This window comes from Microbacterium sp. A94, from assembly GCF_051842855.1.
Taxonomy (GTDB): Bacteria; Actinomycetota; Actinomycetes; order Actinomycetales; family Microbacteriaceae; genus Microbacterium.
This window is the reverse complement of record NZ_JBPXMU010000002.1, coordinates 701,840-728,568: the sequence shown is the minus strand read 5'-3', so window position 1 is coordinate 728,568 and position 26,729 is coordinate 701,840. Positions and strand designations below refer to the sequence as shown.

28 protein-coding genes and 1 pseudogene are annotated in these 26,729 nt (G+C 64.3%); 10 read left to right on the top strand and 19 right to left on the bottom strand.

Annotated elements, in window-relative coordinates:
- The first annotated feature begins 7 nt into the window (after positions 1 to 7).
- The 4 genes from ACSU1L_RS09400 to ACSU1L_RS09385 all read left to right on the top strand — a co-directional run bounded on the left by ACSU1L_RS09400 (position 8) and on the right by ACSU1L_RS09385 (position 2,641).
- Entirely contained in the window at positions 8 to 817 is an 810-nt protein-coding gene (locus tag ACSU1L_RS09400) for an HpcH/HpaI aldolase family protein (RefSeq protein ID WP_439255555.1), read from the top strand.
- 19 nt (positions 818 to 836) lie between these two features.
- The gene (locus tag ACSU1L_RS09395) at positions 837 to 1,442 is read left to right on the top strand and encodes a TetR/AcrR family transcriptional regulator (protein ID WP_439255554.1); all 606 of its coding nucleotides are present in this window, start codon (positions 837 to 839) and stop codon (positions 1,440 to 1,442) included.
- Positions 1,443 to 1,644: 202 nt separating this feature from the next.
- Complete coding sequence (locus ACSU1L_RS09390; protein WP_439255553.1) at positions 1,645 to 1,773, top strand: hypothetical protein; 129 nt, start codon at positions 1,645 to 1,647, stop codon at positions 1,771 to 1,773.
- Between the two features lie 25 nt (positions 1,774 to 1,798).
- A complete protein-coding gene (locus tag ACSU1L_RS09385; protein WP_439255552.1) occupies positions 1,799 to 2,641 on the top strand; it encodes an ADP-ribosylglycohydrolase family protein in 843 nt (280 codons plus the stop codon).
- Positions 2,642 to 2,920: 279 nt separating this feature from the next.
- Here ACSU1L_RS09385 and ACSU1L_RS09380 read toward each other — a convergent pair whose 3' ends face one another.
- Both ACSU1L_RS09380 and ACSU1L_RS09375 read right to left on the bottom strand, forming a co-directional pair.
- On the bottom strand, positions 2,921 to 3,448 hold the full coding sequence (locus tag ACSU1L_RS09380; protein ID WP_439255551.1) for a helix-turn-helix domain-containing protein: 528 nt from the start codon (positions 3,446 to 3,448) through the stop codon (positions 2,921 to 2,923).
- Between the two features lie 308 nt (positions 3,449 to 3,756).
- A complete protein-coding gene (locus ACSU1L_RS09375; RefSeq protein ID WP_439255550.1) occupies positions 3,757 to 4,839 on the bottom strand; it encodes a type I restriction endonuclease in 1,083 nt (360 codons plus the stop codon).
- 149 nt (positions 4,840 to 4,988) lie between these two features.
- On the opposite strand from ACSU1L_RS09375, the pseudogene ACSU1L_RS09370 reads away from it, so the two are divergent.
- The 4 genes and pseudogenes from ACSU1L_RS09370 to ACSU1L_RS09355 form a co-directional block, all read left to right on the top strand.
- A pseudogene (locus ACSU1L_RS09370) lies at positions 4,989 to 5,309 on the top strand (DUF3427 domain-containing protein); the annotation flags it as partial.
- A gap of 75 nt (positions 5,310 to 5,384) precedes the next feature.
- Positions 5,385 to 5,729 carry a nucleotide pyrophosphohydrolase gene (locus tag ACSU1L_RS09365; RefSeq protein ID WP_439255549.1) on the top strand — a complete coding sequence of 115 codons (345 nt, stop codon included), beginning with the start codon at positions 5,385 to 5,387 and terminating at the stop codon, positions 5,727 to 5,729.
- Positions 5,726 to 7,462, top strand: a complete 1,737-nt coding sequence (locus ACSU1L_RS09360; RefSeq protein ID WP_439255548.1) for a DNA/RNA helicase domain-containing protein — start codon at positions 5,726 to 5,728, stop codon at positions 7,460 to 7,462. Before ACSU1L_RS09365 ends, ACSU1L_RS09360 begins: the two co-directional genes overlap by 4 nt.
- A 258-nt stretch (positions 7,463 to 7,720) precedes the next feature.
- Complete coding sequence (locus tag ACSU1L_RS09355) at positions 7,721 to 8,101, top strand: nuclear transport factor 2 family protein (RefSeq protein WP_439255547.1); 381 nt, start codon at positions 7,721 to 7,723, stop codon at positions 8,099 to 8,101.
- Positions 8,102 to 8,137: 36 nt separating this feature from the next.
- On the opposite strand, the gene ACSU1L_RS09350 is transcribed toward ACSU1L_RS09355, so the two are convergent.
- Positions 8,138 to 8,548, bottom strand: coding sequence for a RidA family protein (locus ACSU1L_RS09350; protein WP_438252592.1), 411 nt, complete (start codon positions 8,546 to 8,548; stop codon positions 8,138 to 8,140).
- Between the two features lie 83 nt (positions 8,549 to 8,631).
- Between ACSU1L_RS09350 and ACSU1L_RS09345 the strand changes: the two genes are divergently transcribed.
- A complete protein-coding gene (locus ACSU1L_RS09345; RefSeq protein ID WP_439255546.1) occupies positions 8,632 to 9,024 on the top strand; it encodes a winged helix-turn-helix transcriptional regulator in 393 nt (130 codons plus the stop codon).
- A gap of 12 nt (positions 9,025 to 9,036) precedes the next feature.
- On the opposite strand, the gene ACSU1L_RS09340 is transcribed toward ACSU1L_RS09345, so the two are convergent.
- The 5 genes from ACSU1L_RS09340 to ACSU1L_RS09320 form a co-directional block, all read right to left on the bottom strand.
- The gene (locus tag ACSU1L_RS09340; RefSeq protein WP_439255545.1) at positions 9,037 to 9,213 is read right to left on the bottom strand and encodes a hypothetical protein; all 177 of its coding nucleotides are present in this window, start codon (positions 9,211 to 9,213) and stop codon (positions 9,037 to 9,039) included.
- Positions 9,214 to 9,270: 57 nt separating this feature from the next.
- Positions 9,271 to 9,780, bottom strand: a complete 510-nt coding sequence (locus ACSU1L_RS09335) for a nucleoside deaminase (RefSeq protein WP_439255544.1) — start codon at positions 9,778 to 9,780, stop codon at positions 9,271 to 9,273.
- Positions 9,781 to 9,827: 47 nt separating this feature from the next.
- The gene (locus tag ACSU1L_RS09330; RefSeq protein ID WP_439255543.1) at positions 9,828 to 10,139 is read right to left on the bottom strand and encodes a hypothetical protein; all 312 of its coding nucleotides are present in this window, start codon (positions 10,137 to 10,139) and stop codon (positions 9,828 to 9,830) included.
- A 133-nt stretch (positions 10,140 to 10,272) separates the two neighbouring features.
- Positions 10,273 to 14,172: an SdrD B-like domain-containing protein gene (locus ACSU1L_RS09325; RefSeq protein WP_439255542.1), complete on the bottom strand. Its 3,900-nt coding sequence runs from the start codon at positions 14,170 to 14,172 to the stop codon at positions 10,273 to 10,275.
- A 248-nt stretch (positions 14,173 to 14,420) separates the two neighbouring features.
- Entirely contained in the window at positions 14,421 to 15,029 is a 609-nt protein-coding gene (locus tag ACSU1L_RS09320; protein WP_439255541.1) for a MerR family transcriptional regulator, read from the bottom strand.
- Positions 15,030 to 15,099: 70 nt separating this feature from the next.
- Between ACSU1L_RS09320 and ACSU1L_RS09315 the strand changes: the two genes are divergently transcribed.
- Positions 15,100 to 15,597 (top strand): DUF4188 domain-containing protein, encoded by a 498-nt coding sequence (locus ACSU1L_RS09315; RefSeq protein ID WP_439255539.1) that lies wholly within the window; start codon positions 15,100 to 15,102, stop codon positions 15,595 to 15,597.
- A 69-nt stretch (positions 15,598 to 15,666) separates the two neighbouring features.
- Here the strand turns inward: ACSU1L_RS09315 and ACSU1L_RS09310 are convergent, their stop codons facing one another.
- The 11 genes from ACSU1L_RS09310 to ACSU1L_RS09260 all read right to left on the bottom strand — a co-directional run bounded on the left by ACSU1L_RS09310 (position 15,667) and on the right by ACSU1L_RS09260 (position 26,618).
- Positions 15,667 to 17,145 (bottom strand): mannitol dehydrogenase family protein, encoded by a 1,479-nt coding sequence (locus ACSU1L_RS09310; RefSeq protein ID WP_438252584.1) that lies wholly within the window; start codon positions 17,143 to 17,145, stop codon positions 15,667 to 15,669.
- Positions 17,146 to 17,190: 45 nt separating this feature from the next.
- Positions 17,191 to 17,517, bottom strand: coding sequence for a DUF6385 domain-containing protein (locus ACSU1L_RS09305; protein WP_438252582.1), 327 nt, complete (start codon positions 17,515 to 17,517; stop codon positions 17,191 to 17,193).
- A gap of 13 nt (positions 17,518 to 17,530) precedes the next feature.
- On the bottom strand, positions 17,531 to 18,883 hold the full coding sequence (locus tag ACSU1L_RS09300) for an FAD-dependent oxidoreductase (protein WP_438252581.1): 1,353 nt from the start codon (positions 18,881 to 18,883) through the stop codon (positions 17,531 to 17,533).
- Positions 18,880 to 19,809 carry a DUF6772 family protein gene (locus ACSU1L_RS09295; protein ID WP_438252580.1) on the bottom strand — a complete coding sequence of 310 codons (930 nt, stop codon included), beginning with the start codon at positions 19,807 to 19,809 and terminating at the stop codon, positions 18,880 to 18,882. Before ACSU1L_RS09295 ends, ACSU1L_RS09300 begins: the two co-directional genes overlap by 4 nt.
- 71 nt (positions 19,810 to 19,880) lie before the next feature.
- Positions 19,881 to 21,464, bottom strand: coding sequence for an ABC transporter substrate-binding protein (locus tag ACSU1L_RS09290; RefSeq protein WP_439255538.1), 1,584 nt, complete (start codon positions 21,462 to 21,464; stop codon positions 19,881 to 19,883).
- 39 nt (positions 21,465 to 21,503) lie between these two features.
- Positions 21,504 to 22,295, bottom strand: coding sequence for an endonuclease/exonuclease/phosphatase family protein (locus ACSU1L_RS09285; protein WP_439255536.1), 792 nt, complete (start codon positions 22,293 to 22,295; stop codon positions 21,504 to 21,506).
- Positions 22,292 to 22,954, bottom strand: a complete 663-nt coding sequence (locus ACSU1L_RS09280) for a histidine phosphatase family protein (RefSeq protein ID WP_439255535.1) — start codon at positions 22,952 to 22,954, stop codon at positions 22,292 to 22,294. Before ACSU1L_RS09280 ends, ACSU1L_RS09285 begins: the two co-directional genes overlap by 4 nt.
- Positions 22,951 to 23,775 carry an ABC transporter ATP-binding protein gene (locus tag ACSU1L_RS09275; RefSeq protein ID WP_438252576.1) on the bottom strand — a complete coding sequence of 275 codons (825 nt, stop codon included), beginning with the start codon at positions 23,773 to 23,775 and terminating at the stop codon, positions 22,951 to 22,953. Before ACSU1L_RS09275 ends, ACSU1L_RS09280 begins: the two co-directional genes overlap by 4 nt.
- The gene (locus ACSU1L_RS09270) at positions 23,768 to 24,808 is read right to left on the bottom strand and encodes an ABC transporter ATP-binding protein (RefSeq protein ID WP_439255534.1); all 1,041 of its coding nucleotides are present in this window, start codon (positions 24,806 to 24,808) and stop codon (positions 23,768 to 23,770) included. The genes ACSU1L_RS09275 and ACSU1L_RS09270 overlap by 8 nt, the downstream gene beginning before the upstream one ends.
- Positions 24,808 to 25,698, bottom strand: a complete 891-nt coding sequence (locus tag ACSU1L_RS09265; protein ID WP_438252573.1) for an ABC transporter permease — start codon at positions 25,696 to 25,698, stop codon at positions 24,808 to 24,810. The genes ACSU1L_RS09270 and ACSU1L_RS09265 overlap by 1 nt, the downstream gene beginning before the upstream one ends.
- On the bottom strand, positions 25,695 to 26,618 hold the full coding sequence (locus tag ACSU1L_RS09260) for an ABC transporter permease (RefSeq protein WP_438252572.1): 924 nt from the start codon (positions 26,616 to 26,618) through the stop codon (positions 25,695 to 25,697). The genes ACSU1L_RS09265 and ACSU1L_RS09260 overlap by 4 nt, the downstream gene beginning before the upstream one ends.
- Between the last annotated feature and the right edge of the window lie 111 nt (positions 26,619 to 26,729).

The following is a 26,729-nucleotide window of genomic DNA, read 5'->3' as shown; positions in this document are numbered from 1 at the left end:
CATCGTTATGACCAACCTCTCCACCCAACGGACCCGCGACTTCCACGCCAAACTGCGCGCGAAGGAGAACGTTTACGGCGTCTTCATCGGTTCCCCGAACCCTGTTGTGCTCGATACCGTCAACGCCACCGGGTGGGACTTCGCCATCCTCGAGGGTCAGCACTCGGCGATGAGCACGGGCGACCTCGCCGCCACCCTCATCAGCCTGTACCACTCGGGGCTACCCGCGATCGTGCGCGTTGACGGGCACGAACCCTTCGCGATCGCCAAGATGTTCGATGCAGGCGCCGCCGGCATCATTGTGCCCATGGTCGAGACCGTCGAGCAGGCTGAGGCCATCGTCGCCGCTACCCGCTTTCGCCCGCGTGGCATGCGCAGCTTCGGCCCCATCCGCGCCGACCTCGTCGGAATGCGCCCCGCTGAGCTCGAAGAGCGCGTCTTCGTTTTCGTCATGATCGAGACCGCTCTCGGCATGGAGAACGCCGAGGCGATCGCCGCCATCGACGGCGTCGATGGCATCTTCGTCGGCATGGCTGACCTCGCCATCTCGCGCGGTGAAGACCCGCTCGCGGCGTACACCACCGACGTCGCGCAGAAGGACTTCGCGTACCTGCGCACGGTCACCGACGCCAACGACATCACCCTGGGTGCGCCCGCTTTCGGCCCCGAGAATGCTGCCAAGTGGCGCGAGTTCGGATGCCAGCTGGTGACGGTCGGCCTCGAGTCGGCGCTACTAGGCGCCGCGTCGCGCGACGCGCTCGAATTCCTCAAGCCCGGGAGCACCCCTGTTCGAGACGCTTCCTCACCGTACAGCTAACGAGATATCCTCTAACGCCATGAGGTTCACCATATTGGACCAGGTTCAGCGAACCGATCTCCTTACCCCCCTTCAGCAAGACCGCTATGAAAAGATCCTCTCCACCACCGTGGATCTCATTCGTAAGAACGGCTACGACGCAGGCACAATCCGCGACGTCGCGCAGGCAGCACAGGTGGGCAACGGGACGATCTACCGGTATTTCGGTTCACGCGACGGCCTCGTCTACGTTGCGACGGCAAGTTGGTCCATCGAACTCGGCTACGACCAACGCTCCCAAGCCCGCGAAGGCACCACGCGACAGAAGATCGTCGCATCAGTGACAAGCGGGGCGCGAGCGATGATCGCCGAACCCAACATGGCCAAGGCTTGGGCGTCCGTTCGTCAGTCCACCGATCCGGACCTCGTCAAACGCCTCACTGTGTCTGACGAGTACCAGGCGGTGAACGGCTTCTCGTTCCCGGACCCCAACGACCCTCTCCTGGCCGACCTGAACACCATCATGGAAGCCCAGACGGTGCACGGTCTCTGGAAGTGGGCACGAGGGATCATTGACGACGACACCTTTGTGAACGATCTCGTGCGCAGCGTCAACCTTGTGTTCGACGCCCACGGGCAGGAGTAACACTCCAAACCACAAGCGCCCTGCCTCTCGGACTACCGAGGGCAGGGCGTTTATCTATCTGCACCGCCCCCGGTTACGCAGAGCCGACGGCAGACTAGTCGCCTGCGACCTCTTCTACGCCGATGGCCCGGATCTGTGCGAAACTGCTGGCGCGAATCCGCGGTTGGTCACCGAGCGGATCCTCGAAGGTGAGCGCCGCTTCATGACCGAGATTCCCCTGGCTGCGTCCGGTCCGTGGGATGCTGCGGAGCTGGAGGCGATGCGGGCGGGGTTGGTGAAGGTGGATGCGCGGACCATGCGAGACGCCCCTCGCTCATGCGCGAGACACTGAACCCAGAACCTTTTCGATCTGAGGAGTGATCACGGAACTCACGAGCATCCAACTCGACCGTGCGATCGGCACGGTGCTCGCGTCTGCCGCCGGCGATGCCCTCGGCTCGCAGTACGAGTTCGGACCCGCACTGCCCGACGCGTTCACTCCGAGGTTCGGACGCGGCGTCTTCGGGCACGCACGGGGTGAGTGGACGGATGACACGAGTATGGCCATTCCGATCCTCGACGTTCTTGCCCGCGGCGATCGCATCGATGACGCCGCTTCGCGCGAAGAGATCGTCGGCCGGTCGATCGAGTGGGCAGACACCGCGAAGGATGACGGCGCCCAGACGCGATCGGTGCTGTTACAGACCCCGGAGTCGTTCACCGAAGCTGATGTGCGCACTGCCGCACACACTATCCACGAGCGTGCAGGTCGCAGCGGCGGCAACGGCGCGCTGATGCGCACGGGTCCGCTCGCTCTCGGTTATCTCGACCGTCCGACTACGGAGCTCGCCGACGCCGCGCGAGCCGTTTCGGGACTCACACGCTGGGAGGCCGACAGTGCATCGGCGTGCATCCTGTGGTGCGCGGCGATCCGCCATGCGATACTCACCAGCGAGCTGGATATGCGCGGACAGCTCGCGCTTCTTCCGGCTGCGGATGCTGCGCACTGGGCACCGTTGATCGACGAGGCGTTGGCACCGGGTGCGCACCCGCGGGACTTCATGGAAAGCAACGACTGGGTGGTGCGCGCGTTCCAGGGCGCGCTCGCGGCCGTCGCTGGTGCGAGCTCGCTGACGGATGCTGTCGAGCGGGCGATCCGCGGAGGACGCGATACGGATACCGTGGACGCTATCGCGGGGTCGCTGGCCGGGGCCGTGTGAGGCGGCGCTGCGGTGCCAGAGGAGTGGACGCGGGAGTTACAGGGGTGGCCTCGGTATGCGTCGGAGGATCTTGAGCGGCAGGCGGGGCTCGCGGCTCAGGGAGCGAACGAGGCATGATGAACCGGCATGTGCACTGTTTCGCTGTAGCCTCGACGAGCCAGTTAGCCATCAAGTCCCTCGACTAGAGCGACCGGAATAGCTCACGATCGGCGAGTTCGAGAATGAAGTCGTTGATCAGCGCCCCGTACAGGACATTCGTGTCAAAGAACGCCGGAAAACTCACTCAGCGTCCAGCTCCGCCATGCGCTTCACACTGCTCGGGTCTCCGATCCGGATCTTCGCCGTGGCACTGGTCCGTTGCAGCTCACGGAGAGCGGCGCGACGTTCGGCGCGGAATTTTGCTTGGTACGAAACCAGATCTTCGAGTCGGATCCGACGATGACGACCAGGCTTCTCGAAGGGGATTTCACCGGCTTCCAAGAGGCGAACAAGCGTCGGGCGACTGATCCCCAGGAAATCCGCTGCCTGCTGCGTCGTCATCGCCGCGCTTTGTGGAACGATCGTGATGCCTTCGCCCGCAGCGAGCGCATTCGTCACCTGGTCGAGGATACGGAAAATCTCGTCTGGAATCGGGCGGGCGTTGCCGTGAGGGTCGACAAGTGCGGCCTTAGACGAGCTCTGCGCCAGATACCCCTCAAGCTCGCGCAACAGCTCAGCGAAATCGAGAAGCTCACCGCGGCCCTCTGCCTCGGGGAGATAAGTCTGTGCCTTGCGTGCGCCGCGGGGCACATCAGTCGAGGTGCTCATGCGCCCACGCTACTCCGCAATTCGAAAAAATCGAACGACGAGTCCGTGCCCGCCGTGCTCTCCGGAACGCTGGCACACGCCGGGGCCGGTCGACAAGTCGCCTTCCAAACCCGGGCTTGACTGTTACCTGTCAGCGCAGTGGTCACGCATTCGCCAGTTGTCGGTCCCTGCCCGTCGATTGTGCGATGGGATCTGGCTACCGCTTACGCAGTCCTCATAGACATGGTGAACGTCAGGGTCACTGGGATTGAACGAGTGGCATGTCTCGGGCAACGTCGCGCGCTGGCGCAGCAAAACCGGAACACCAACTACTGATATCGACGTACCGCTTCACGGATAGCTTCCGCGTGACTGTATATCTCGTCGAGGTCACCAATCGGGTGACGCTCCTCGACTTTGTCCTCGTTCAGCAAACCGAGATACTTCTGCTTGCCGTTAAAGTGGAGGCGCGCGACCGGCTTGCGGTTGTTGTCGTCCAACAGGACGGCGAAATAGCTCTTCGCATCACGGTGCGTTACCCGCTGAGGCTTCACTTCGCCGCACGCGATCGCCTTCACTATCTGGTAGCCCTCGAGCTCTTCCAGCGTCGTCTCAATCTCGGTGTCTCGGTCCAGATCCTCTGCGGCCGCCTCCGCGCTTGTGACGGGTTGCACCGGGGACGCAGAGCTGATGCCAGAGGCACCGAGCGCGGTCTTGAGACGATCATTCACCCGCTCCGTAAGGAACTGTTGCGCCGCCTTCCCCACGAGGCCAGTGAACTGCTCACGAACTTTCTGTGTATAAGAACGCTCGTAGACGCGGGTTGCGAAAAACTTAATCCAGTCATCGGTGGGCTCACGAAACTGACTCGCAATCTCGCGCTTGAGCGCCCCGATGTATTTCAGTTCCTCAGCGGCGCTGATAATCGAATCAAGATCGAAGCTCTCCTTGCTGAGCTTTTGAATCTCTGGGATGAGAGTCTCGTCGATGTCGAGCAGGTCGAGAACGAGAAAGGGCTTCGCATCCATCCGGTTTGGGGCATCGAGGTCCGTATAGAAATGCCAGACCGCGCCATTTGTAAGAACAGCGACGCGAGCGTTCGTCACCGCAAAGTAGCGGAAGAGCTGTGAGGCATGCTCGATCTTGAGCGAGCCCATGGAGGGTTTGCATTCGATGAGGATCTGCACCTCGCCGTTTCGCATGATCGCGTAGTCGATCTTCTCCCCACGCTTCGTTCCCACATCGGCGGTGAACTCCGGCACCACCTCGATCGGGTCGAAGACATCGTAACCAAGGATCGTCGAAATGAACGGCATCACGAATGCGTTCTTCGTCGCTTCTTCAGTTCCGATTGCGGTGGCCTGGTTCTTCACCTTCGTCGCGATTGAGTCGAGACGCTCTGCAAACTCCATTGACGCTTCCGATCTACTTTGATCTATGGGTGATTCAGAGCGTATCGGAGCTTGGGATCCATTCAGCCAAATAGTTTGATCCTTCAGTTTCGCGCAGCACTGCCGACACGCAGTCTGGGTTCGTCGATGAACCCGACAGCTCACGGCGCCTGCTGGATTGCGTAGCCACAACGTGGTTCGCGATCACGCTCCTGCCGCGACGCGTAGGACGGGTCGATGTCGAGGCAGCGACCGTCTGGTCGCGCAGTCGTCGCACGCTGGCGAGCGCTGAGGTTCGTGCGATCACCGAGAACCGCGTACCACTTCATCTATTCGCGAAGAAGGATAACCAGGAGGGTCGCGACTATTTCTATCTGGGCAGGGCGCGTTCCTCCTCACCGGAGCGAACCAAAATGCAGAACGATGACGGTACCCTCCTCGACGTGGTTACGATGACGTTGTCACTGGATCGCCCGACTGAGACAACTTTGTACGACTACTTCGTATCGGGAAACGTCGTGGAGCATGAAGGCCCGCAACGCAGATGGCCTGCTACGGTCACTTCCATGCCGAGTCCCGCAACCCTCGCCGCCCTCCGTGCGTTCGTCGCCGAGCGCGATTGGGATCAGTTCCACTCGCCGGAGAACCTTGCGAAGAGCATCTCTATTGAGTCGGCCGAGCTGCTTGAGCTCTACCAGTGGGGCGGAGCGCCCGATCATCGACGGGTAGAAGAGGAGCTCGCCGACGTCGTCACCTACTGCATCCATCTCGCGGGCAAGATCGGCGTCGACCTCGACGAGATCGTCATGCGCAAGCTCGAGTCCACGCGAGCGAAGTACCCCGTCGAGCTCGCGAAGGGCCGCATGACGAAGTACACGGAGCTCGCAGCCGAGTCCGAGGAAGCGGAGTGACAAGCTTCAGCATCGAACACCTCGCCTTCGAACGCGGCGCGGTTGACGGCTGGGCGCGCAGCGACCCGTCCCACACCAACTGGCCCGTCGTCTATGTGATCGACGGTGCTGAGCAGCGCAAGACTCCCGGCGTCTACGTGGGCGAGACGGTCAGCACCGCAACGCGCATGCGTCAGCACCTCGCCGGCTCGAAGAAGAACGAAGGCCTGGAATCGATCCGCGTCGTGATCGACGAGCGCTTCAACAAGTCCGTCTGTCTCGACCTCGAATCGCACCTGATCCGTTGGTTCCACGGCGACGGCCGCTACGACATCCTCAACGGAAACGACGGGCTCACCGACGCCCAGTACTACGACCGCGATCTCTATCGCGAGTCTTTCCGCGACGTGTTCGAAGCTCTCCGAGCCGAGGGCCTCTTCTCGCGCAGCATCCCGCAGATCGAGAACTCAGACCTCTTCAAGCTCTCCCCGTTCAAAGCACTCAACGACGACCAGGCCGTTGCGATCACCGACATCGTCGAGGGTCTGCTCGACGATCTGCAGCATCCGGATGCCACCTCGACGCTCGTCGTGCAGGGCAACCCCGGCACAGGCAAGACGATCATCGCGATCTTCCTCATGAAACTGCTCGCCGATATCCGCGACTATCAGGACCACGACGACATCGAGTCTGATTCGATGTTTGCCGAGTTCTTCGTCCCCGAGAATCGCGAACTACTCGCCGATCTGCGCATGGCGCTCGTCATCCCTCAGCAATCGCTACGCGAATCGGTGAAGAAGGTGTTCAAGAAGACACCCCGACTGGATCCGAAGATGGTCCTCACCCCCTTCCAGGTCGGCGAATCGGATGCCGATTTCGACCTGGTCCTCGTCGATGAGACCCACCGGCTCGGACAGCGTGCGAACCAGGCATCCGGGGTGCAGAACAAGAAGTTCCGCGACATCAACGTTTCTCTGTTCGTCGAAGATGATCCGCGCTACACACAGCTCGACTGGATCAAAACGCGCAGCAAACACCAGTTGCTGCTCGTCGACGGCGAACAGAGCGTGCGCCCGCACGACCTGTCCCCGACCATCCTCGGCGCCGAAGTCAGCCGCGCGAAGAATGCGCACCGCCACTACGCACTCACCACGCAGATGCGCGTGCAGGCCGGTGCCGACTACGTCGAATTCATCCGCGCGATGCTGCGCGGGGAGGATCCCGAGCGACCGGAGCTCGGCGACTACGACCTGAGGTTCTTCGACGATCTCGGCGCGATGCGCGCAGCGATCGTGGAGAAGAATGCCGCGGTTGGGCTGTCCCGACTGATCGCTGGGTATGCCTGGGACTGGGTGTCGAGAAAGAATCCGGATGCTTTCGACATCGACCTCGACGGTCAGCAACTGCGCTGGAACAGCACGGACAAAGACTGGATCAACTCGAAGAAGTCTCTTGATGAGGTCGGTTCGATCCACACGGTGCAGGGATACGACCTGAACTATGCGGGCGTCATCATCGGGTCGGATCTGCGAGTCGATCCCACCACCGGGCAGATCGCCGCGGACTGGGATGCCTATCGTGACAAGAAGGGCAAAGAAAACACCGGCCATCTCAAAGACGCGTTCGGTGACGAAGACCTGCTGGTGTTCATCCGAAACATCTACGGCGTTCTGCTGACCCGCGGGATGCTCGGCACCTACGTGTACGTGTGCGATCCGGGACTGCGGGAGCGAATGCGCGAATACCTATCTTGATTCTTGACCACGGCGACGTATGAGGCTGTCCCCGAACAGATTCGGGGACAGCCGGTTGGAGTCGCGCCGGGCGCTGCTTACGTTGCGATGATTCAGGCCATTGACGGTGACACCTGCTCGGACTTCACCCGAACGTCCCACCGTGGTGCGAAAATGCCGTCATGAAGCTCTCCGAGCTCATAACTACTTGCGTGACTGACCGCCCTGACTCACCAATCCCTCGGCGCTGCTGTCGGTGGTCGACCGTAGGATGCCGTCATGGATGCCGGAACCGCTCTACGAGGACTCATGACCGCGATCGACCAGAAGCGGTGGGATGACCTCGAGTCATTCCTGCATCTTGAGTTCCTCTGCCGGTACGTGCACACCGGTGAGTCGTTCGGACGCGCCGAGTGGATCCGGGCCAACCGTGATTATCCCGGGTTCGCGCATCTGAAGGTCGAAGAACTCGTCGCGAGCCCAACCGAGGCCGCGTGCCGCTCCCACGTCACCGGCCGCGATGACGCCGGCATCCAGCATTTCGAGTGTGCGAGCTTCGCCCGCATGCGTGACGGTCTCATCGTGCAGCTCACCGAGGTCTGGACGGATGTGGAGCAGACGGCTCCGGCGGGAACTCGACCGGGCGGAGCTGGCGCCTAGCTCGTAGTCCACCAGCGGCGCCAGCAGCGCCGCAGCTCAGTCGAGCACGGCGTCCGCCTCTACCTCGACGAGCACGTCCGGCTCAAACAGGTAGTTCACCCCGATGACAGACAGCGGCGGCAGCGGCTGCGGAATCCCGAGTTCTTCCACCACGCTCTCGAGCCCGCGCATGAAGTCTGGATACATCGTTTCGTCGGTGGGGATGACATACACCCGCAGTCGCACGACATCAGCGAAACTGGCTCCGGCACCCGCCAACCCGCGAGCGGTGTTGCGCAGCGCATGAGCGAGCTGGCCAGCCAGGTCACCGGGGAACAGCCGGTTACCGTGCTCGTCGCGAGCGATCTGGCCAGACACTCTCACCTGGCGACTTCCCGAACTGACGGAGACGTGGTGGTACGGGACCGGCTGGAACATGCCCTCCGGGGTGATCAGTTCTACGGCCATGGGGTTACCTGCTTTCGCTCTCAATAATCAAGTAACCTTTTTATACCTAGTATTTGAAGGACACTTCAACGAGACTAGGTTTCATGGACGAAACCACCCTCAGCGTCGCTGGCCAGATCTCTGACGAGCACCGCGAGCTTCTGGACCAAGTGCTGGACAAGTGGTCACTCCTGATCCTCGACCGACTCTGCGAACGGCCCCGACGCTTCAATGAGCTGCGCAGAGCCATCCCCGCCGTCTCTCAGAAGTCGCTGACTACGGCCCTGCGCCGGCTGGAACGCAATGGAATGGTGGCGCGCGTGGTCATCGACACGCGACCAATCGCCGTCGAATACCGGATCTCAGACCTCGGACAGACGCTGCAAGACCTCATCGACTCGCTGCTCGCGTGGACATCCGCTCACCTCGGAGACGTCGACCTGGCCCGGGAACAATTCGATACCGAACATGACTCCGCTACCGGGTTGCGCTCGTAGCCGGAGAGTCACTCACTCCTGCTTGCTGAACACTCCGCGGAGCACCAGGTAAACCGCCACCGCGACGATGGCCACGACAGCGAGCTTGACGACGAACCAGAGAACGCTGAACAGCACGCTGACGAGCGTCCATGCGATGATCACGGCGACGACGACACCCACGATGGTCCACACGCTGGTCTTGTTCATTCCTCCAGCGTAACGGCGCAGCATCTGCCGTTTCCGAGAGTCGACCGCGGTCGTAGCTCAGTACTCCGTCCGCGCCTCTGTGCTCAGCCACCGCTCGAACGGCGCCGCCGCCTCACTGATCCGCAACGATTCCACCGGCACCGCCCACTCGGAACGCTCGGTCTCGAACAGGCGATAGAACGCAAGGTCATCGAAACCGCCGGCGGCTGCATCGTGGCGATCAGCAGCGTAAACGACACGATCAACGCGGGCCCACAGCGACGTGGCCAGGCACATCGGGCACGGCTCGCACGATGAGTAGAGCGTCGCACCTTCCAGCGAGAAATCACGGATGCGCTGTCCTGCCGCGCGCAGCGCCATCACCTCAGCATGGGCACTGGGATCATGATCCCGCGTGACCCTGTTCTGTCCCACGCCGATGATCTCACCATCGCGCACCACCAGAGCCCCGAATGGGCCACCGCCGTCGGCGACGTTGTCGACCGCCAGCCTCACCGCCTGCTGCAAGAAGTCCTTGTCACGACCCGCACTCTCGCGATCACCCGTGGCCGCTGCATTCGCATCCATGCCGCCAGCGTAGCCCGCGCATTCGAGCGCTCCACCGACTGCCCCTCTCAGACTCGGCGATTCTTCCCGCTGCGCTTCGCCCACCACACGACAAGCCAGATCGTCACCACGAACAGTGCGATCGTGGCCAGACCGGCGAAGACCACACCGATGAGAACACCGGCGATGTCCAAACCCTGATCCTCATAGGCGGGCGCATCAATGACCTCCCGCCACAGGCCCCAAAACCACACCGTCAGCCAGCCCAGGCCCGCGGTGATGATCACCGATGCGGTGATGTTGACCCAGGGGTTGAAGATGACGCCGCCACGGACGGTGATTTTTCTGGGGTCCGGAGAGAAATCGTCTTCGGTGCGCATGACGCCCACGCTCGCACATCCAACGAGCATCGGCACGGGACACTTCGACAGGCTCAGTGACCGGGGAAAGCGACCGGGGAGACCGGAAAGGGCGCGGACCAGGGAAACCGGTCCGCGCCCTCCTTCAGCGCTGTCAGGCGGTGCGGCGTCTCCATACGAAGATCGAGGCACCAGCCAGCATCAGCAGCAACGCGGCCCCGATGAGACCCAGCGGAACCGAGCTGCCAGTCCTCGGCAGTTCGTTCACGCCCGGCGTCCCCGGGTGCGCCGGGTCGACAGGCTCATCGGCGCTGTCGTTCGGCGCGTCCGAGACCGGCGCCTCCGGCATGGCCGGCTCAGACGGAACCTCAGCGTCGCCGCCGGTAGTCGGCGCTTCCGGTGTGACCGGCCCCTCGGGAGCGGTCGGCTCCGTCGGCGTGGTCGGCTCCGTCGGCGTGGTCGGCTCCGTCGGCGTGGTCGGCTCCGTCGGCGTGGTCGGCTCCTCGGGAGCGGTCGGCCCCTCGGGCGTACCAGGAACCTCAGGTTCCGTCGGCGTAGTCGGCTCCGTCGGCTCGACCGGCTCCACAGGTTCCGTCGGCTCCACAGGCTCCGTCGGTTCCGTCGGTTCCGTCGGTTCCGTCGGTTCCGTCGGTTCCGTCGGTTCCGTCGGTTCCGTCGGCGTGGTCGGCTCCACAGGCTCCACAGGCTCCGTCGGCTCCACAGGCTCCGTCGGCTCGACAGGCTCAACCGGCTCAACCGGCTCAACCGGCTCACGCACGATCACACCGGCATCCCAGGTGGGATCGATGCCCTCGGAGGCGCGAACATTCGCCCACTCGTACTCGTGAGTGAGTCGCGTGTTGTCCTCACCGAGGACGATCGTCTGCGTCATCCCGGTCTCCGGGTCCGCATCCGAGTCCACGACGTCATCCGTGCCAGCATCCGCCTGCGTGAACACGTAGGTTTCCTGCTGCTCGTCGGTCAGCGTGAACTTGACCTCGTACTCACCCGCAGGCAGTTCGTCGAACAGGTAGCGACCGCGCTCGTCGGTCGTGGTGGTCGCGATGACCTCGCCGTCCTGGATCAGTTCAACTGTGACGCCGGGCAGCACCTGCTCGTCGTCATCCTGCCGACCGTCGTTGTTCGCGTCGATCCAGGTCACGTCGCCGATGGCGTACGTCTTCTCCGGCTCGACCGTCTCGCCCGGCGTGTTGTACAGAACGACGTCAGCAGAGGCGCCGCTCGCATCGACCGTGATCGGGCTCAGTTCGTCAGCCTTCTGGTATCCGGCCGGAGCGACATCTTCCCGCAGCCAGTAGCTGCCGACCTCGGCGACGACCGGAGTCTTGCCCTCGGCCGTGACAAGCTTGCCGTCGACCACACGCAGGTCGCTCAGCACGACCGTCTGCTGGTCATCCGCAAGTACCGAGAACCGAGCACCGGGGTCGGTGATCAACTTCGCGGCATCCGTGCTGTCGCGCTTGAGCAGACTCAACGGATACTCGTTCGTCGGCGTGATCGTCGCCCCGACGGCGCCGATCCTGTTGGTGATGCCAACGTTCGCGTCATAGTCCGTGACCCGCACCTTGAAGTACAGCGCGAGCGTCTCACCACTGGTCAGGCGTCCCTTTTTCAGCGCGACAGTGTTGTTGTCGGCGTCGTAGGTGGCGGTGATGTTCGAACCGGGGATCGCATACGAATCCCCACCGGTCGTCTTACCAGACTCCACGTCACCCGGGGCGACGAACCCGACGAACTCCACGCCCGAAGGAAGCACGTCGACGACGTCAGCGACCATGTTCGCGAACGTGCCGTGCGGCATGAGCTCGACGCGGTAGACGAAGTCGCTCTGCGTGAGAGCACCATCGGAGTCCAGTTCGGCCCGGAGGTTACCGGTGAACGCATCGTTCGCGGCGTCGTAGATGCGCTTGCGCACCTCCATCTCGTTGCCGAAGCTCGTCGCGCTGGTGCTGGAGCCCGAGGTGTAGACGATCTCCTGACCGGCACCCTCGTAGCGCGCCGTGTTGTCGATCTCGAGCGTCTGCTTGCCCTGCAGGACATGCGTCGGCAGGTCGATGGTGATGTTCCAGGTGCCGGTGAACGGTGCGGCAGCGGATGCTCCCCACGAAGCATCCTTCGGGAACGCCGCATTCGGTGCGATCACCAGGTTGCCGTCACTGTCGAGCGACACATCGAAGGTGTCGCCGTCGAGCGGATAGTTCCAGTCATACATGCCGGTGATCGAAGCCTGGATGGCTGGCAGCGTCTCTTCGGTCACATCGAACACCGAGTGGTCGACGACATCGATGATTCTCGAGGATGCTGCATCCCCGACGCCACGGCCGACAGTGAATGTGTACGGGATCGTCGTGGACGTACCCGAGGTCAGCGTGATCGCGCTGCCCGGGGTGGTCTTGTTAAACCGGTTCGGGTCGTCGACGCCGCCGGAGGTGTCCTTCGGGACGGTGATCTTCGTGGATGCCGACCGCGACTCGCGCTTGCCGCCCGCACCATAGGCGAACGAGACGCGGTTGTCGACGCGGTACTCGGTCACGTACTGCGTCTCGTAGCTCGAGCGCTGCGGCAGCGCAGCAATGGCCGCAGCGGCCTTCAAGGTGTAGGACTTGGTGAGGTCCATGCCGAGGTTGACATACAGGATCTTGCCGTCGACAGCGTAGGTGTGCACGTACTCGTTCGCGAGGATGGCGTTGCCGATATTTCCCGTGAGCCCCTCAGCGGGAGCGAGCGTGATGACGTCGCCGTTCTGGTCGGTGAGGAGGAGGAACCCGTCCTCGTCTGCGCTCCAGGATGCCTCGGCGGGCAGGGTGTCGGTCATGATCACGTTGCGGTCGATCGCGAACGGACCGCCGGTGAAGTCAGCGAAGGCCGTGAAGTCGGCGCGCAGCGTATAGGTCACCGGGATGACATCACCGAGGGTCGCACCGGCAGCGAGCTGCTCCGCGAGCTGGACAGCACTCGGGTTCACAGCCTTGCCGAAAGCCGCACCGTAGCCGGGGCGATCCAGGCCCTTGGCACTGCCCTGAATGCGCGTGCTCGTGGAGTGCTTCTGGTCGTTGACGTCCACCTGGTTGGTCAGTGTGACGAAGTAGGTGCCGCCGTTGACCTTGTCGACGCCGTCGTATGCCTTCTGCAGCTCAGCGCGGACCGCGTCGAGTGCCGCGGCATCCGCGATCTTCGCCGTGTAGGTGAACTTATATACGGAGTTCGCCTCGGCGGGGAAGGAGTGCGTGAAGCTCGCGCCGGAGATGGCGGGGAGAGCGTCGAGCGCCGTGGTGACGGGGTTGAGGTCGCTGGCGTCGCGGACGACCTTGGAGCCTTCCAGCGAGCCCTCGACGAACGCGAGGTTTGCGCCGAGGGTGTCGGTGATGGTCACGTCGCGCGCATCGGCACTGGAGACGGTAACCGTGTACGGGAATTCAACGTCCAGCGCGCGCTCGTCGATGACGACCGTGCCATCGACGACGGAGTGCGGGACCGAGACTCCCCCAACCGACTTGTTCGACCACGTGGTCGTCGACTGGGGCGACTCACCGGGTGCGACGACGATGACCTTCTGTGTGGTGGGCACGCCGTCCACATTCCACACGAGGTCGCGTTCCTCGGAGTTCTCGACCGCGTCGACCGTGAAGTTCAGATCGAGCACACCCTGGGCGATGTCCTCTGGGAACGGCTTGTTAAACGTCACCACGAGCTGGCCGTCGGCGTTGATACCGAGCGACTGGACGGCGGTATTCCCGGTGGGAACGCTCAGTGCAGCTGCGGGAATTGTGATTCCCTCCGGCAGCGTGATGGCGACGACGGCACCATCCGCCATGCGCGTGTAGCCGAGCTGGAGCGCATACGTGCCGCCCTCGGTCAGCACGGGCAGACCCCCGTGGTTGCTGCCGGATTCGACCGGATTTACAGTGACCTGGCCGTCAGCCGCGAACGCTGGAGTGCTCAGACCTCCCACAGCGAGCACGGCGACAAGGATCCCTGCCAACCAGTGCATGAATATGCGCGCACGCGAACGCGGCGCGATGGATTGCGACATCGACTTCTCCCAGAAGGCAAACAAAAAGAGGCGCGTATGGATATACGCGCCCCTGCGTCAGCGCCGCGGTCGCGGCGCTGGGTCGATGACCCCTGGGATTCGGGTTCCAGGACTCATCGTGCGAAGAAAAGAGTCTCCGCATAAGAACAGACGGCGAAAGGGGTGATTCATTACGCGGATACGCTTTTTATTTTCACCCCAAGCTCCACCATCGATGAGTGGCTGAACGAATCAGTTGCTGATGATGCTCACGCCTCGCCAAACCGCTCCACCGAAGCCACCTGCTGCGCGACTCGCCTGAGCGCCAGCAGCAGCGGTTCGACCAGCACCGACCCCAGCACGACATACCTGACCGCGGCCTCAGCCGACTCGGTGGGCACACCGGCAATCTCAGCATCCGCAATTGCCCGCATACTCTCGAGATACACCGGCAGCACGCCCTTCGCCAGATCGAAGCCAGCGCGCTCCAGCCCCTGCAGCGCGCGGGCGACGTCGTGCAGGACCGCGTCGTCGCACATCCCGGGCTTCCACCCGAGGCCTGCGACGATGTCCCGCGTCGAGGTCAGATCAAGCGATTCGTCGGCCGGTGGCGTGATCGCGGCATGCGCAGCACCCAGCAGTTCGTGCGGGTTCTCCGGCGGGTTGTTCAGCGCGTCCAGCACCTGCCGGGTCTCCGCGATACTCACGCCGGACTCGATCAGCGCGCGGATGACGCGCAGCCGCTGCACGTGCACCTCGCCGTACGCGGCCTGGGTCGGCGCACTGCGCTCCCCCTCAGGCAGCAGCCGCTCGCGCAGGTAGTACTTGATCGTCGGCACCGGTACACCCGTCTGCGCCGACAGCTCCGAAATTCTCATAGCCACCTCTTGACATCGATAGTACAGCTATCCATTATGGATAGTGCCGCTATCCGATCAGGAGGACACCATGTCAAAAGTCATCACCGGTCGCATGACCCACCACCACGAGGGCGAGCTCATCGTCTTCCATATCGGGATGCAGATCAACCGCTGGTGGCGTCCCGATCTGTGGATGCCGGCATTCTTCGCCATGCCCCGGATGCTGCGCGAGCTGTCGGTCGACGAGGAATCAGGCCTGCTCGGCTTCCAACTGATGTTCGGCAGCGACGGCCCCTACGTCACGCAGTACTGGTCATCCATCGACAAGCTCTACGCCTACGCATCCGCACCCTCGCAAGAGCATCGCCCGGCCTGGACCGCCTTCAACAAAGCCGCCCGCAAAGCACCGGGCGCGGTCGGAATCTGGCACGAGACCTTCCTCGTCGAACGTGCCGAGAGCATGTACGTGTCGACCAAGAAGATGGGGCTGGCGAAGGCTACCGAGCTCGTCGAAGTCAGCGGGCGTCACAACCGGGCACAGGCGCGATTCGCCGAGGGGCGCACGCCGGCATCGCGTAACGCCTAGCGCCCGGCAGCGCGCCCTTGGGTTCCAACGGTGCTCGCAACACCCTGATCTTCAGCAGATCGACACGACTCAGTCTGTGACGATACGGCGCAGCGCCTCGCGTGCACCGAGGTCGCGGATGAGCCCGACGGCCTCAACATAGGCGGCGACGAACCGCGCGTCATCCGCGAGGTCCCCGAAGAACTCGCGCTCCTCGAGGAAAGCCCCCGGCCGCGTCCGGTCACGCCGCGCGGCGGCCATCACCCGCTCCCGTGTCTGATCCACGACGTCGATCGGTGCACCGTTCTCGTCGACACCCTCGGCGTAGCGGGCCCAGCTGGCGACGATCGCCGCGCACCGGCGGACGTCACCGCCCGCCGCCAGCTGCTCACGGATGACCGGCACGAGCCACGTGGGGATCCGGTCGCTGCTGTCGGCGCACAGCCGTGCGAGCGTGTCGCGCACGTCGGGGTTCGCGTAGCGTTGGATGAGCGACGCCTTGTACGCCGTGAGGTCGACACCGGGGACGGGTGGCAGCGTCGGCGTCGCCTCCTGATCCATGTAATCGACGAGCAGGCGCCGGATCGCGGGATCGGCCACGGCCTCGTGTGCGTACGTGTAGCCGAAGAGGTGCCCGAAATAGCACATGGCCTGGTGCGTGCAGTTGAGCAGACGCAGCTTCATGAGTTCGTACGGGATGACGTCGTCGACCATCTGCACGCCGACGTCTTCGTACCGCGGCCGCCCCGTGGGGAACCGGTCCTCCAACACCCACTGCTCCCACGGCTCCGCGACGACCGGCCAGGCGTCGTCCACACCGAAGCGGTCGTACAGCTCGACGATGTCCGCGGGCGACGTGACCGGGGTGATCCTGTCGACCATCGAACTCGGAAAGGCGACCTCCGCGGCGATCCACTCGGCGAGTTCCGCATCGCGCAGAGCCGCGAAGGCGGTGAACGCGCCCCGCGCGACTTCACCGTTGCCGGGGATGTTGTCGCACGACATGACCGTGAACGGGGCGACACCCCGCTCACGGCGCACGCGCAGCGCCTCGACGACGAGACCGAAGACCGTGCGCGGCTGCCCCGGAGTGGATAGGTCGTCCTGGATGCCCGGGCCCTGCGCGTCGAACTCTCCCGTCGCGCGGTGCACGTTGTACCCGCCTTCTGTGACCGTCAGTGACACGATGCGCACCGCCGGATCGGCGAGCCGCTCGACCGCGCCCGCCCTGCCGTCCGGCACGAACACGTAGTCGACGATCGACCCGATCACGCGGGCGTCGCGCACGCCGCCCGCACTCTTGAGCACGAGCGTGTAGAGCCCATCCTGGGCGGCGAGCAGATCGCGCATCCTCGCGTCGTGCTCCAGCATCCCCACGCCGCAGATACCCCACTCACTAGCCTCGCCGCGGTTCAGCAGACGGTCGAGATACATCGCCTGATGCGAGCGGTGGAAGCCACCGACGCCGATATGTACGATGCCGACCCCGACGTCCTCCCGTCGATACGACGGTCTCGCGACATCCTCCGGCAGCGTATCTAGCCCCGCCGCGTTCACGGCGATCGCCAAGATTGCCTCGTTCTCCTCATGGGACCGATCGGCATCCACGCCGGCTCAGCCCTTCCCGTTGACGTGGATGAGCACGCGCGCCGGTCGTTCAGCGGACGCCCCTTCGACGGTTACGCGCAACCAGTTGCCGAATCGTGCGACCGCGAGTTCCGCGATCGATGCGTCCGATGCCAGCGCGACGGCATCCCCGCGGCGGATCCAGTTGATCCCGTCCGGTGAGACCTCGACGGCCAAACGCAGGTCGGGATGCTCGCCCTCCACCTGCAGGAACACGACAGCCTCCGACGCCCACCCGGCCTCATAGGGCTGCGTCGCGTAATCGTCGGCGATCACGATTCTCCTGGCGAGAACCGATGTGTTGTTCTGCTGCATTCTCCGTGTCCTCTCAGTTCGCGGCTGCAACCGCTTCGACGTTGTCGAAATCCACGATCGCGCCGCTGGCGATCAGCTCGGCCCTCAGCAAATCGACGTCCATCGTCGACATCGACAGCCCGTGGTTGACGGCGAGCGCTGCCGCCGTCCCCGCACCCTGCCCCATCGCCATGCACGTCGCCATGACCCGCACCGATCCGAAGCCGGGCCCGTCGGCGCACAGGCAACGCCCGGCGGTCACGAGATTGTCCGACCCGTGCGGGATAAGACTGCGCAAGGGCACGTTATAGGGGTGGTGGAGGATGACGAAGTCATTCTGATCGATGCTGTCGACATGGTGGATGTCGATCGTGTGGGCGCCCTTCGCCACGGTGTCAGGAAACGCCTTCGGATGCATGATGTCGTCCTGCGTCAGCTCGTACAGCCCGACGATGTGGTGTGTCTCGCGCACTCCGGTCTGGATGCCGGACTTCGCCAACCACGCGTCCCGGAACTCCGGGAACTCCCGACGGAGCACCTCGATGAGATCGTGCATCTTCTCGCGCAGGCTCGTCTCAGTGCGCGAGAACCACTCCGGGTCGCTCGCGTCCGTCGGCTCGCGCAATACATTGATGCTTACGAAACCGTCGTGGAAGAACTTGTTGATCCACGGGCCGCCGAACAGCGGCACCTCACCCGCCTCATGCAGTTCGGCGAGCCGGGCGCGGATCGAATCCGACACCGGCAGGATGCCATCCACGGCATCGCCGAACACATACTCGAGCGCGGCGGTGTCCACTCCGCCGAGCTGAAACCACAGCGTCGCGGGCTGCAGCACGTCGCCCTTAGTCGTCGGCAGCCCCGCCGCGCGCACGACGTCGGCGTCACCGGTGCAGTCCACGACCGCCCCACAGGCGTACGCCACCCGTCCCTGTTTGTTCTGCACGATCACGTGACTGACCCGGCCGTCCTCGGCGACGACGTCCGCGAACCAGGTGTGCAGCAGGAGCGTCACTCCGCTCTCGAGGAGCAGGCGCTGCGCGGCGAGCTTGAAGATCTCGTCGTTCACCGGCCAGTTGCCGCTGTCCCGTTCGAGCTCGGCGCCGCCCAGCTCCGCCGCGCGGCACATGAGTTCATACGGGATTCCGCCGATGTGCGCCCGGCCTCCGACACGGAACTCGCTGATGGGGGTGACCAAGGCGCTGGTCGCCATGCCGCCGACGAAGCCGTAGCGCTCGATGAGGAGCGTGCGCGCCCCGCCTCGCGCCGCAGCAACCGCCGCCGTCACGCCGGCCGGCCCTCCCCCGGCGACGATCACATCGAAGGAACCCGCCACGGGTGTCTCGCGCGCGGGCTCCTTGATCGATGGGTGAGGGTCGGAACTCACTCGCACGAGTAGACCACCGAGTCGAGGAACAGGTTCACCGAGCGGTCGGTGTCCGTCTCGACGAAGAAGACGGGGTTGATGAGGTCCTTGATCGACCGGTAGCCCGGCACGAGCGTCGGCTCGAGTCCACGCATGTCGAACACCTGGTCCATGGACTGCAGTTCGACATAGCGGCGCCGCCGCACGTCGACCGTGAGCCGGAAGTAGAGCCAGTTGATCTTGTCCGGGCTCTCGTTGAACAGCAGCTCCTGCTCGCCACCGGGCAGCCACTGGTAGCCGTCTCCTGAGCCGTCCTCGAACCTCCGCCCGTACCACTGGTTGTCAACGCCCGGCACGCACCAACCGTCCTCGACGCCGAAGTTCCAGTCCGTCGGAGTGACCCCGTCAGCGACCCGGTAATACTGCCAGCGCCGCACCGGTTTCCCCCCGAGCGCGTTGACGTACCGCACGCCGGGCATGTAACGGTACTCGGCATCCTGCACGTCGAAGAAGAAACCGATCGCCCTGATGTCGTCTTCGCCGATCCCGAAGCGATCCTGGGATGGCGTGTAGGAGTACCAGGCCTCGATCTGGATGAGATCGGGGTCACCGAAGCGCGAGAGTCGCTTGATCGCGTGTCCCATGCTGCCGGGGCGCGGCGGTTCGGTGTGCGGCCCGCCGGTCGGTGCGGTGGTGAGCTTGAGGGAGTAGGTCCCCTCCATCGAGCCGTGCGAGGCCGCGAAACGCATCGCGGCGGTGCTGAGCTGGTTGGCCGGCCAGCTGGTGAGGTCGACCTCCGATTCGAACGACTCGTAGTTGTCGTAGACGAAGTTCGGGGTGAGGTCCATCCAGCCGTTGTAGCCGGTGTCGAAATCGTCGTAGGTGATCACGCGAGCCAGCGGGTTGAAGCGCTCGAGGCCGCGATCGTAACTGAGGAATTTCTCCATTTTTCCGATCCTGGATGCCGATGCGGGCGAAAAAGTGGAGGGGGCGGGCTGGCCGCCCCCTCCACCATTCGTCACTGGGAGAGATACACCGTGCGGAAGTCGATGAAGTCGTTCGCCGGGATCTTCAGACCCTGCACGTTCGACGCCATCGCGGCGTTCACCTTGATCTCGAACAGCGGGATCGCCGGGGTATCGGCGCGCATGAGGTCAACCGCCTCCTGGTACAGCTCGAGACGTGCGTCCGGGTCGGTGCTCTGCTGCGCCTGCGTCGTGAGGGCGTCAAAGTCCTCGTTGCAGTAGCCGAGTCGTGCCGCGGTGCAGTTGTACAGGCGGTAGATGGTGTAATCGGCGTCGCCCGTGATGGTCTGGTTCGGCTGGACATCGATGTCCCAGGCATGCGTGCCGTCATCGTTGACCGTACCGAAGGTCTGCACCCAGGTTGCCGAATCCATCGCGCGGGGCTCGACCGTGATCCCCACCTCGCTCCAAGCGGAGATGAACGCCTGCATCATGTTCGCGAAGCCGGCACCGTTCGCGGTGCTGTAGATGGCGTCGACGGTGAATCCGTCCGGGTAGCCCGCTTCGGCCAGAAGCTCCTTGGCGCGCTCAGGGTCGTACTCCACCATGCCCTCGCTCGGTTCGAGGCATCCGAAGGCCGCGACGGGGCAGTATGAGGTCATGACACTCGCGGTGTCGCCGAAGAGCGACTCTTGGATCGTCTTCAGATCGAGCGCCGCCCACATCGCCTCGCGCACGCGCTGGTCCTGCAGGTACTCGTTCATGTTGTCGAACCACAGGAAGTAGTAGTTCAGGCTGCTTTCCTGAGTGAAGACGACATCGTTCATCGCCTCGACCTGCGCGATCTGGTCGTACGGCAAATCGCCGACGACCTGTGCCTCGCCGTTCGATAGGGCCGTAATCTTCCCGTTGACGTCGGTGACCTGCTTCATCGTGAGCGTCTGGAGCTTGGCTTTCTCGCCCCAGTAGTTCTCGTTGCGTTCGAAGCTGAAGTGATCGTTGGCGACGTAGTCAGTGATGACGAAGGGCCCCGTGCCGATGGGCTTGGACCAGTAGTCGGTGTCCGCCTGGATCGTCGTGTCGGGGTGCGAGAACTCCGCCTTGCCGACGTAGACGAGTGACATCACACCGAGCAGGGTTCCCGAAGGCCCCGAGGTCGTGATCGTCACGGTGGCATCATCCGTCGCAGCCACCTCGACGATCGGGTCGAGCACGGTCTTGAGCGGCCCTTCCCACGCGATGTAGCGCTCGATCGAGCCCTTCACATCGGCAGCAGTGAGCGGAGTGCCGTCGCTGAACTCGACACCATCGCGCAGATGGAACACGAGCGTCGTGTCATCGACCCATTCCCACGATTCGGCAAGCTTCGGCTGCGGCTTGCTCTCCTCGTCGAGCGAGATCAGGCTCTCCATGGTCTGCGAGATGGCCATTTGCACGCCGATCTCGAGCGGCTGCTGCGAAATATCGGAGCCCGCCCATCCGTAGGCGGGGATGAAGGTGAGGTTCTGCTGGTCGTCGGGCAGTGGTTCCGTGGAGCCAGCAGCGTCGCCGCCTCCACCCGAGCATCCGGTGAGCAGAAGTGCGGCGGCAACCGCGACTGCGGCGACCGATCGCAACCTCGCGTTTAGCGATGTCATTTCTATCTCCTTTGATCGATGAACGTAACTTGGTGCGGCTCACTCGCCCCGGCGGGGCAACGTGAACGTCGAGGCGACGGGGTAGTGATCGCTGGGCGAGATTCCCCGGTCGAAGAACTCCACGACCTCGGCGCTGCGGGGGCGCACGGGGCCTCGGAAGAAGATGTAGTCGATGGTCTTGTGCGGGCTCGCGATCGGCGACTTCGGCGTGCCGACGCTCTCGCGGAACGGGTTCGGAACGACGGGGTGCGTCGGCGGAGCCTGCCGGTTGAGGGCGCTGAACGAATCAAGGTATCCGGCATTGCCGATTACCCAGATCGCCGTCGCGATCGCGTTCGTGTCGGAGGCGAAGAATACCGGCTCGTCCGGCCGGGCGAGACGGGCCAGTTCCTCCACGACACGATGAGCCTGGGGAGTGCGCTGGTTGACTCCCGTCTCCACTTCGATCGCGTTGCCCGAATACGACAGGTGCGCGGTCGTCCACAGGATCGTCCTGTCCTCCCCCACGACCCGCAGCCGGACCCAGAACAGGCGGGCGTGCGCGTCGTGAATGCCGACGTCCTCCGCGCCGTGCTCGACCTCGACGAACAGCTCGGCGTTCCACCACAGGTTGCTCTGCGATTCCCACCCGGGGAAGTCGTCCTGCACGCGCCGATGACCGGGCATCACCGCATCGAGCAGGTCTCGGGACCACGCGCGCGTCTCCTGCGTGGCGAGCAGGTCGGGTGCGCGCCGTTCATACAGCGCGCGCATCGCATCCACCCGCTCCGCAGCGTGGTGATCGCCCCACAGGTTGTGCGTCTGTGCAATGAAGGTGAGCGGCGCGGTCACGAGATCTCCCTCTGATCGGCAGGACGAGCCTGCGCGATGTCATGGTTGTAGCGCACGACCTCGCTGCGCCCGTCACGCAAGCGGAACGTCGTGACGGAGCAGTTGTCTGGGGCGCCGAGCACCATGTGCCCTGGTGAGGGGATACCAAGCATGTGGGCGGCCGCGAGCCGGATGGGGTTACCGCTCGTGAAGATGACCGCGATCCCACCCTCCTCCCGGCTCTCCAGCACGTCGACGACACGACCGATCGCGGAGACAACGCGTTCGCGCGTCTGGGCGAACGTCTCGCCGCCCACACCGCGGGCAATGTCCGCGCCAGCAGCCACGGCCGTCACGATCTCGGGGTACTTCTCTTCGGCGTCCTCAAGCGTCATTCCGGCCCAGTCGCCGACGTTCATCTCCCGCAGCGCCTCGTCCTCACGCACCGGAACACCGACGCGCTCAACGTACTTCGCGGCTGTGTCGCGCACTCGGGGCAGGTCGCTGGAGAATACGACGTCGGGGTGCGGCACCTCGCGGGAGAAGGCCGCGGCGAACTGCGCGGCCTGCGCGCGCCCGTCCTCAGTAAGGCCCGAGTCCTGCTGACCCTGATAGCGACCCTCGACGTTCCACAGGGACTCCCCGTGGCGCACGAGGTGCACGATCATCTGCCCACTCAAGGGGTCTCCTTCAGCCACGGGCGCGCGACAGGCACCGCCGCGAGGAGCGCCCGCGTGTAAGGATGCTGCGGATCATCGAACAGCCGTTTTGCGGTGCCCTCTTCCACGACGACGCCCTTGTTGAGGACGAGCACGCGGTCGCAGATGTGCTCGATGACCGAGAGGTCGTGCGAGATGAAGAGGTAGGAGAGTCCGAGATCGGCCTGCAGATCCTCGAGCAGGTTGAGCACCTGCGCCTGCACCGATACGTCCAGCGCGCTGACTGCCTCATCGCAGATGATGATCTTGGGACGCAGGGCTAGCGCGCGGGCGATGCCGATGCGCTGGCGCTGACCACCAGAGAACTGGTGCGGATACCGGTCGGAGTAGTCCGGATTGAGACCGACGCGCTCCATGAGCGCCTTCGCCTCGACCGTCCACTGATCACGTGACACGATGCCGGCGTGCACGCGCCACCCCTCGGCGATGAGATCGCGGACCGTCAGCCGCGGGTTCAGCGATGCGTACGGGTCCTGGAAGACCATCTGCATGTCGCGCCGCATGTCCTTCATCTGGCGTAGCGACAGCTGGGCGATGTCATTCCCCTCGAACCGGATGACGCCGGCGGCCGCGGGTACCAGTCCAATCACGGTGCGGGCGATGGTGGACTTGCCCGAACCGGATTCGCCCACCAGGCCGACCGTCTCGCCCGGTCGGATTTCGAAGTTCACGTCCGAGACTGCGACGTTCTCGCCGGTCTTGCGCAGCAGGATTGAGGAGCGCAACGGGTACGACACCTTGAGGTGTTCCACGCTCAGCAGGGGAACGGTCTGCTCAGTCATGCGCGAGCACCTCCTCGGAACGGTGGCAGGCCGCCAGGTGCTCCGGCGCCCATCCCTCCGGCGCACGTAGCGCGGGCACCTGGTTGCGGCAGAGATCGGTAGCGAACGGGCAGCGGGGATGGAACGAGCATCCAGTCGGCAGGGCGAGCAGGTTCGGCGGAGAGCCGGCGATCGGCGTCAACCGTTCGCCGCGCGCCGTGTTGCTGGGAATGGAGTTCAACAGCCCCTGCGTGTACGGATGCGCCGGGTGGTCGTAGACCTCGCGGATGCCGCCGAACTCGACGATCCGGCCGGCATACATGATGGCGGCCCGGTCGGCGACCTCCGCGACGACGCCGAGGTCGTGGCTGATGAGCACCATACCCATCCCTGTCTCCGCCTGCAGATCGGCGAGCAGGTCCATGACCTGCTTCTGCACGGTGACGTCGAGCGCGGTGGTCGGCTCATCGCCGATGAGGAGCTTCGGCTCCAGCGCGATCGCCATCGCGATCATGATGCGCTGGCGCTGACCGCCGGAAAACTGATGGGGGTAGTCGCGGATGCGCGTCTCCGCATCCGGGATGCCGACCCGCTTGAGCAGTGCGAGGGACTTCGCCCACGCCTCCTGTTTGGGAGTGCCTCGGCGGCGGCGGAACAGCTCAGCGATCTGCCACCCGACCCGGTAGACCGGGTTGAGCGAGCTCAGCGGGTCCTGGAAGATCATGGCGATCTCCGTCGCGCACAGCTCGCGCACCCGGCCGACGGGCTCCGCAGCAAGGTCGACGCCGCCGTAGAGGATCCGGCCGCCGACGATCGACCCAGCGGGCTTCGGCAGCAGCGCCATGATGGCCTGCGCAGTGACCGACTTGCCCGATCCTGACTCGCCGAGGATGGCGACGGTCTGCCCGGCGCGGACGTCAAAGCTGACGCCATCCAGCGCCCGCACAACCCCGGCCGAGGTAGAGAATTCGACCTGGAGGTCCTGCACGCTCAAGAGCAGTTCATCGGGCCGCGAGGGCGACGGCGTCGCCTCCGGTGCATGTGAGATCGTCATCAGGCGCTCCGCAACTTCGGGTCGAAACGATCGCGCAGGGCGTCGCCCAGGACTCCCGTGGCGAGCACGAGGACGGCGAGCGCGATACCGGGAAGGGTCGAGATCCACCAGGCCGTGCTGAGGTAGGCCGTGCCATTGCTGATCGTTGAGCCCAGGCTCGGGATGCCGAGCGGTACGCCGACACCCAGGAATGACAGCGCAGCCTCCAGCAGCACAACGTGGCCGAACTCGACAGTGGCGACGACGAGGATTGGGGCGAGGCATCCGGGCAAGAGCGTACGGAAGATGATGTGCCAGTCGCTCGCGCCCAGGGTGCGGGCAGCCTCGACGTACTCTCGGCTGCGCAGCGTCAGCACCTGACTGCGGGTGACGCGGGCGAACACGACCCAGTTGGTGATCGAGATGACCACGATCACGTTCCACAGGCTCGATCCCAGCACTGAGGCGAGGAGGATCGCGAGGAGGATCGCGGGGAAGGCAAGCTGCACGTCGGCGATGCGCATGAGCACGTTATCGACCCAGCCGCCGAAGTGGCCCGCGATCAGCCCCGTGAGAACACCGGCCACCCCCGCGAAGAGCAGCGAGGAGATGCCGACGGTGAGTGAGACCCTGGCACCCATCATCATCTGGGCAAAGAGGTCCTGGCCGACCTGGTCCGTGCCGAAGATCGCGACCGATCCGTCCGGCAGAGTCGTCCCGGGGGGCTTCAGTCGTAGCAGCACATCCGCGTGCAGCGGGTTGAAATTATAGAGAATCGGGACCACGATCGCGCCGATGATGAACAGGGCGATCACGACGATCGGTATCGCGATGCGTGCGGTGACGCCACGGCGGGCCTTGCGGGCGCGCTGCATCGTCTGCATGGCGATAGTGGGAGGGACACCGGTCATTTCGCGAGCCTCACTCTCGGGTCGAGGAATCCGTAGAGGAGATCGACGAGCAGGTTCACGATCACGAATCCGGCGGCGATGACCACGACGCATGCCTGCACGAGGTTGTAGTCGCGGGCGAGGATCGAAGAGACCAGGAGCCTGCCGACGCCGGGGAAGCTGAACACCGTCTCGGTGACGACCGCGCCACCGAGGAGGGTGCCGAATTCCAGACCCACCAGCGTGACGACAGGGATGAGCGCGTTGCGCGTCGCGTGGGTGAAGATCACCGTGCGCTCCGACAGGCCCTTCGCTCTCGCCGTGGTGACGTAACCCTCACCGACCACCTCCAGCAGACCACTGCGGGTCATGCGTGTGAGAATCGCGATGAAGGGCAGCGATACCGTCACGACGGGGAGTACGAGCGCGGCGGGGCTGCCCAATCCAGAGCTGGGCAAGAGTCGCAGCGTCTGCGAGAACACGAGCATGAGCACCACACCGACCCAGAACCCGGGAAGGGCCTGTGCGAGCAGGCTCCCGGTGGTGATGATGCGGTCAGTCGGCCGGTTGACGCGGATCGCCGCGAGCAGGCCGAGAGGGAAGCTCACGATGACCGCCAGCAGGCAGCCGAGGAACGCGAGTAGCGCCGTATTCGGCAGCACTTGCAGAACGAGTGCCATCGCCGATCCGCCGTGCGTATATGAGTTGCCGAAGTCTCCGCGGAGCGCTCCGCCGAGATAGCCGGCGTACTGCACGAACAGCGGTTGATCCAGCCCCATCCTGACGCGGATCGCGGCGATCTGTTCCGGCGTGGCATCGATTCCAGCGACGAGAACCGCTGGGTCGGACGGCACGAGCCGCACGATGATGAACACCACGGTCACGACACCCCAAAGCACGAAGACGGCGAGTAGCGCCCGTCGAATCGTGTATCCCAGCATGTTCACCTCCGTGGGGGTCCTCTGCGACCCCTGGTTCGGGTTCCGGCTCGTCTTCGATCCACCGGAACGTTATCGCTAATGAACCTCGCGCATCTCAGCCAAATTGTCAAC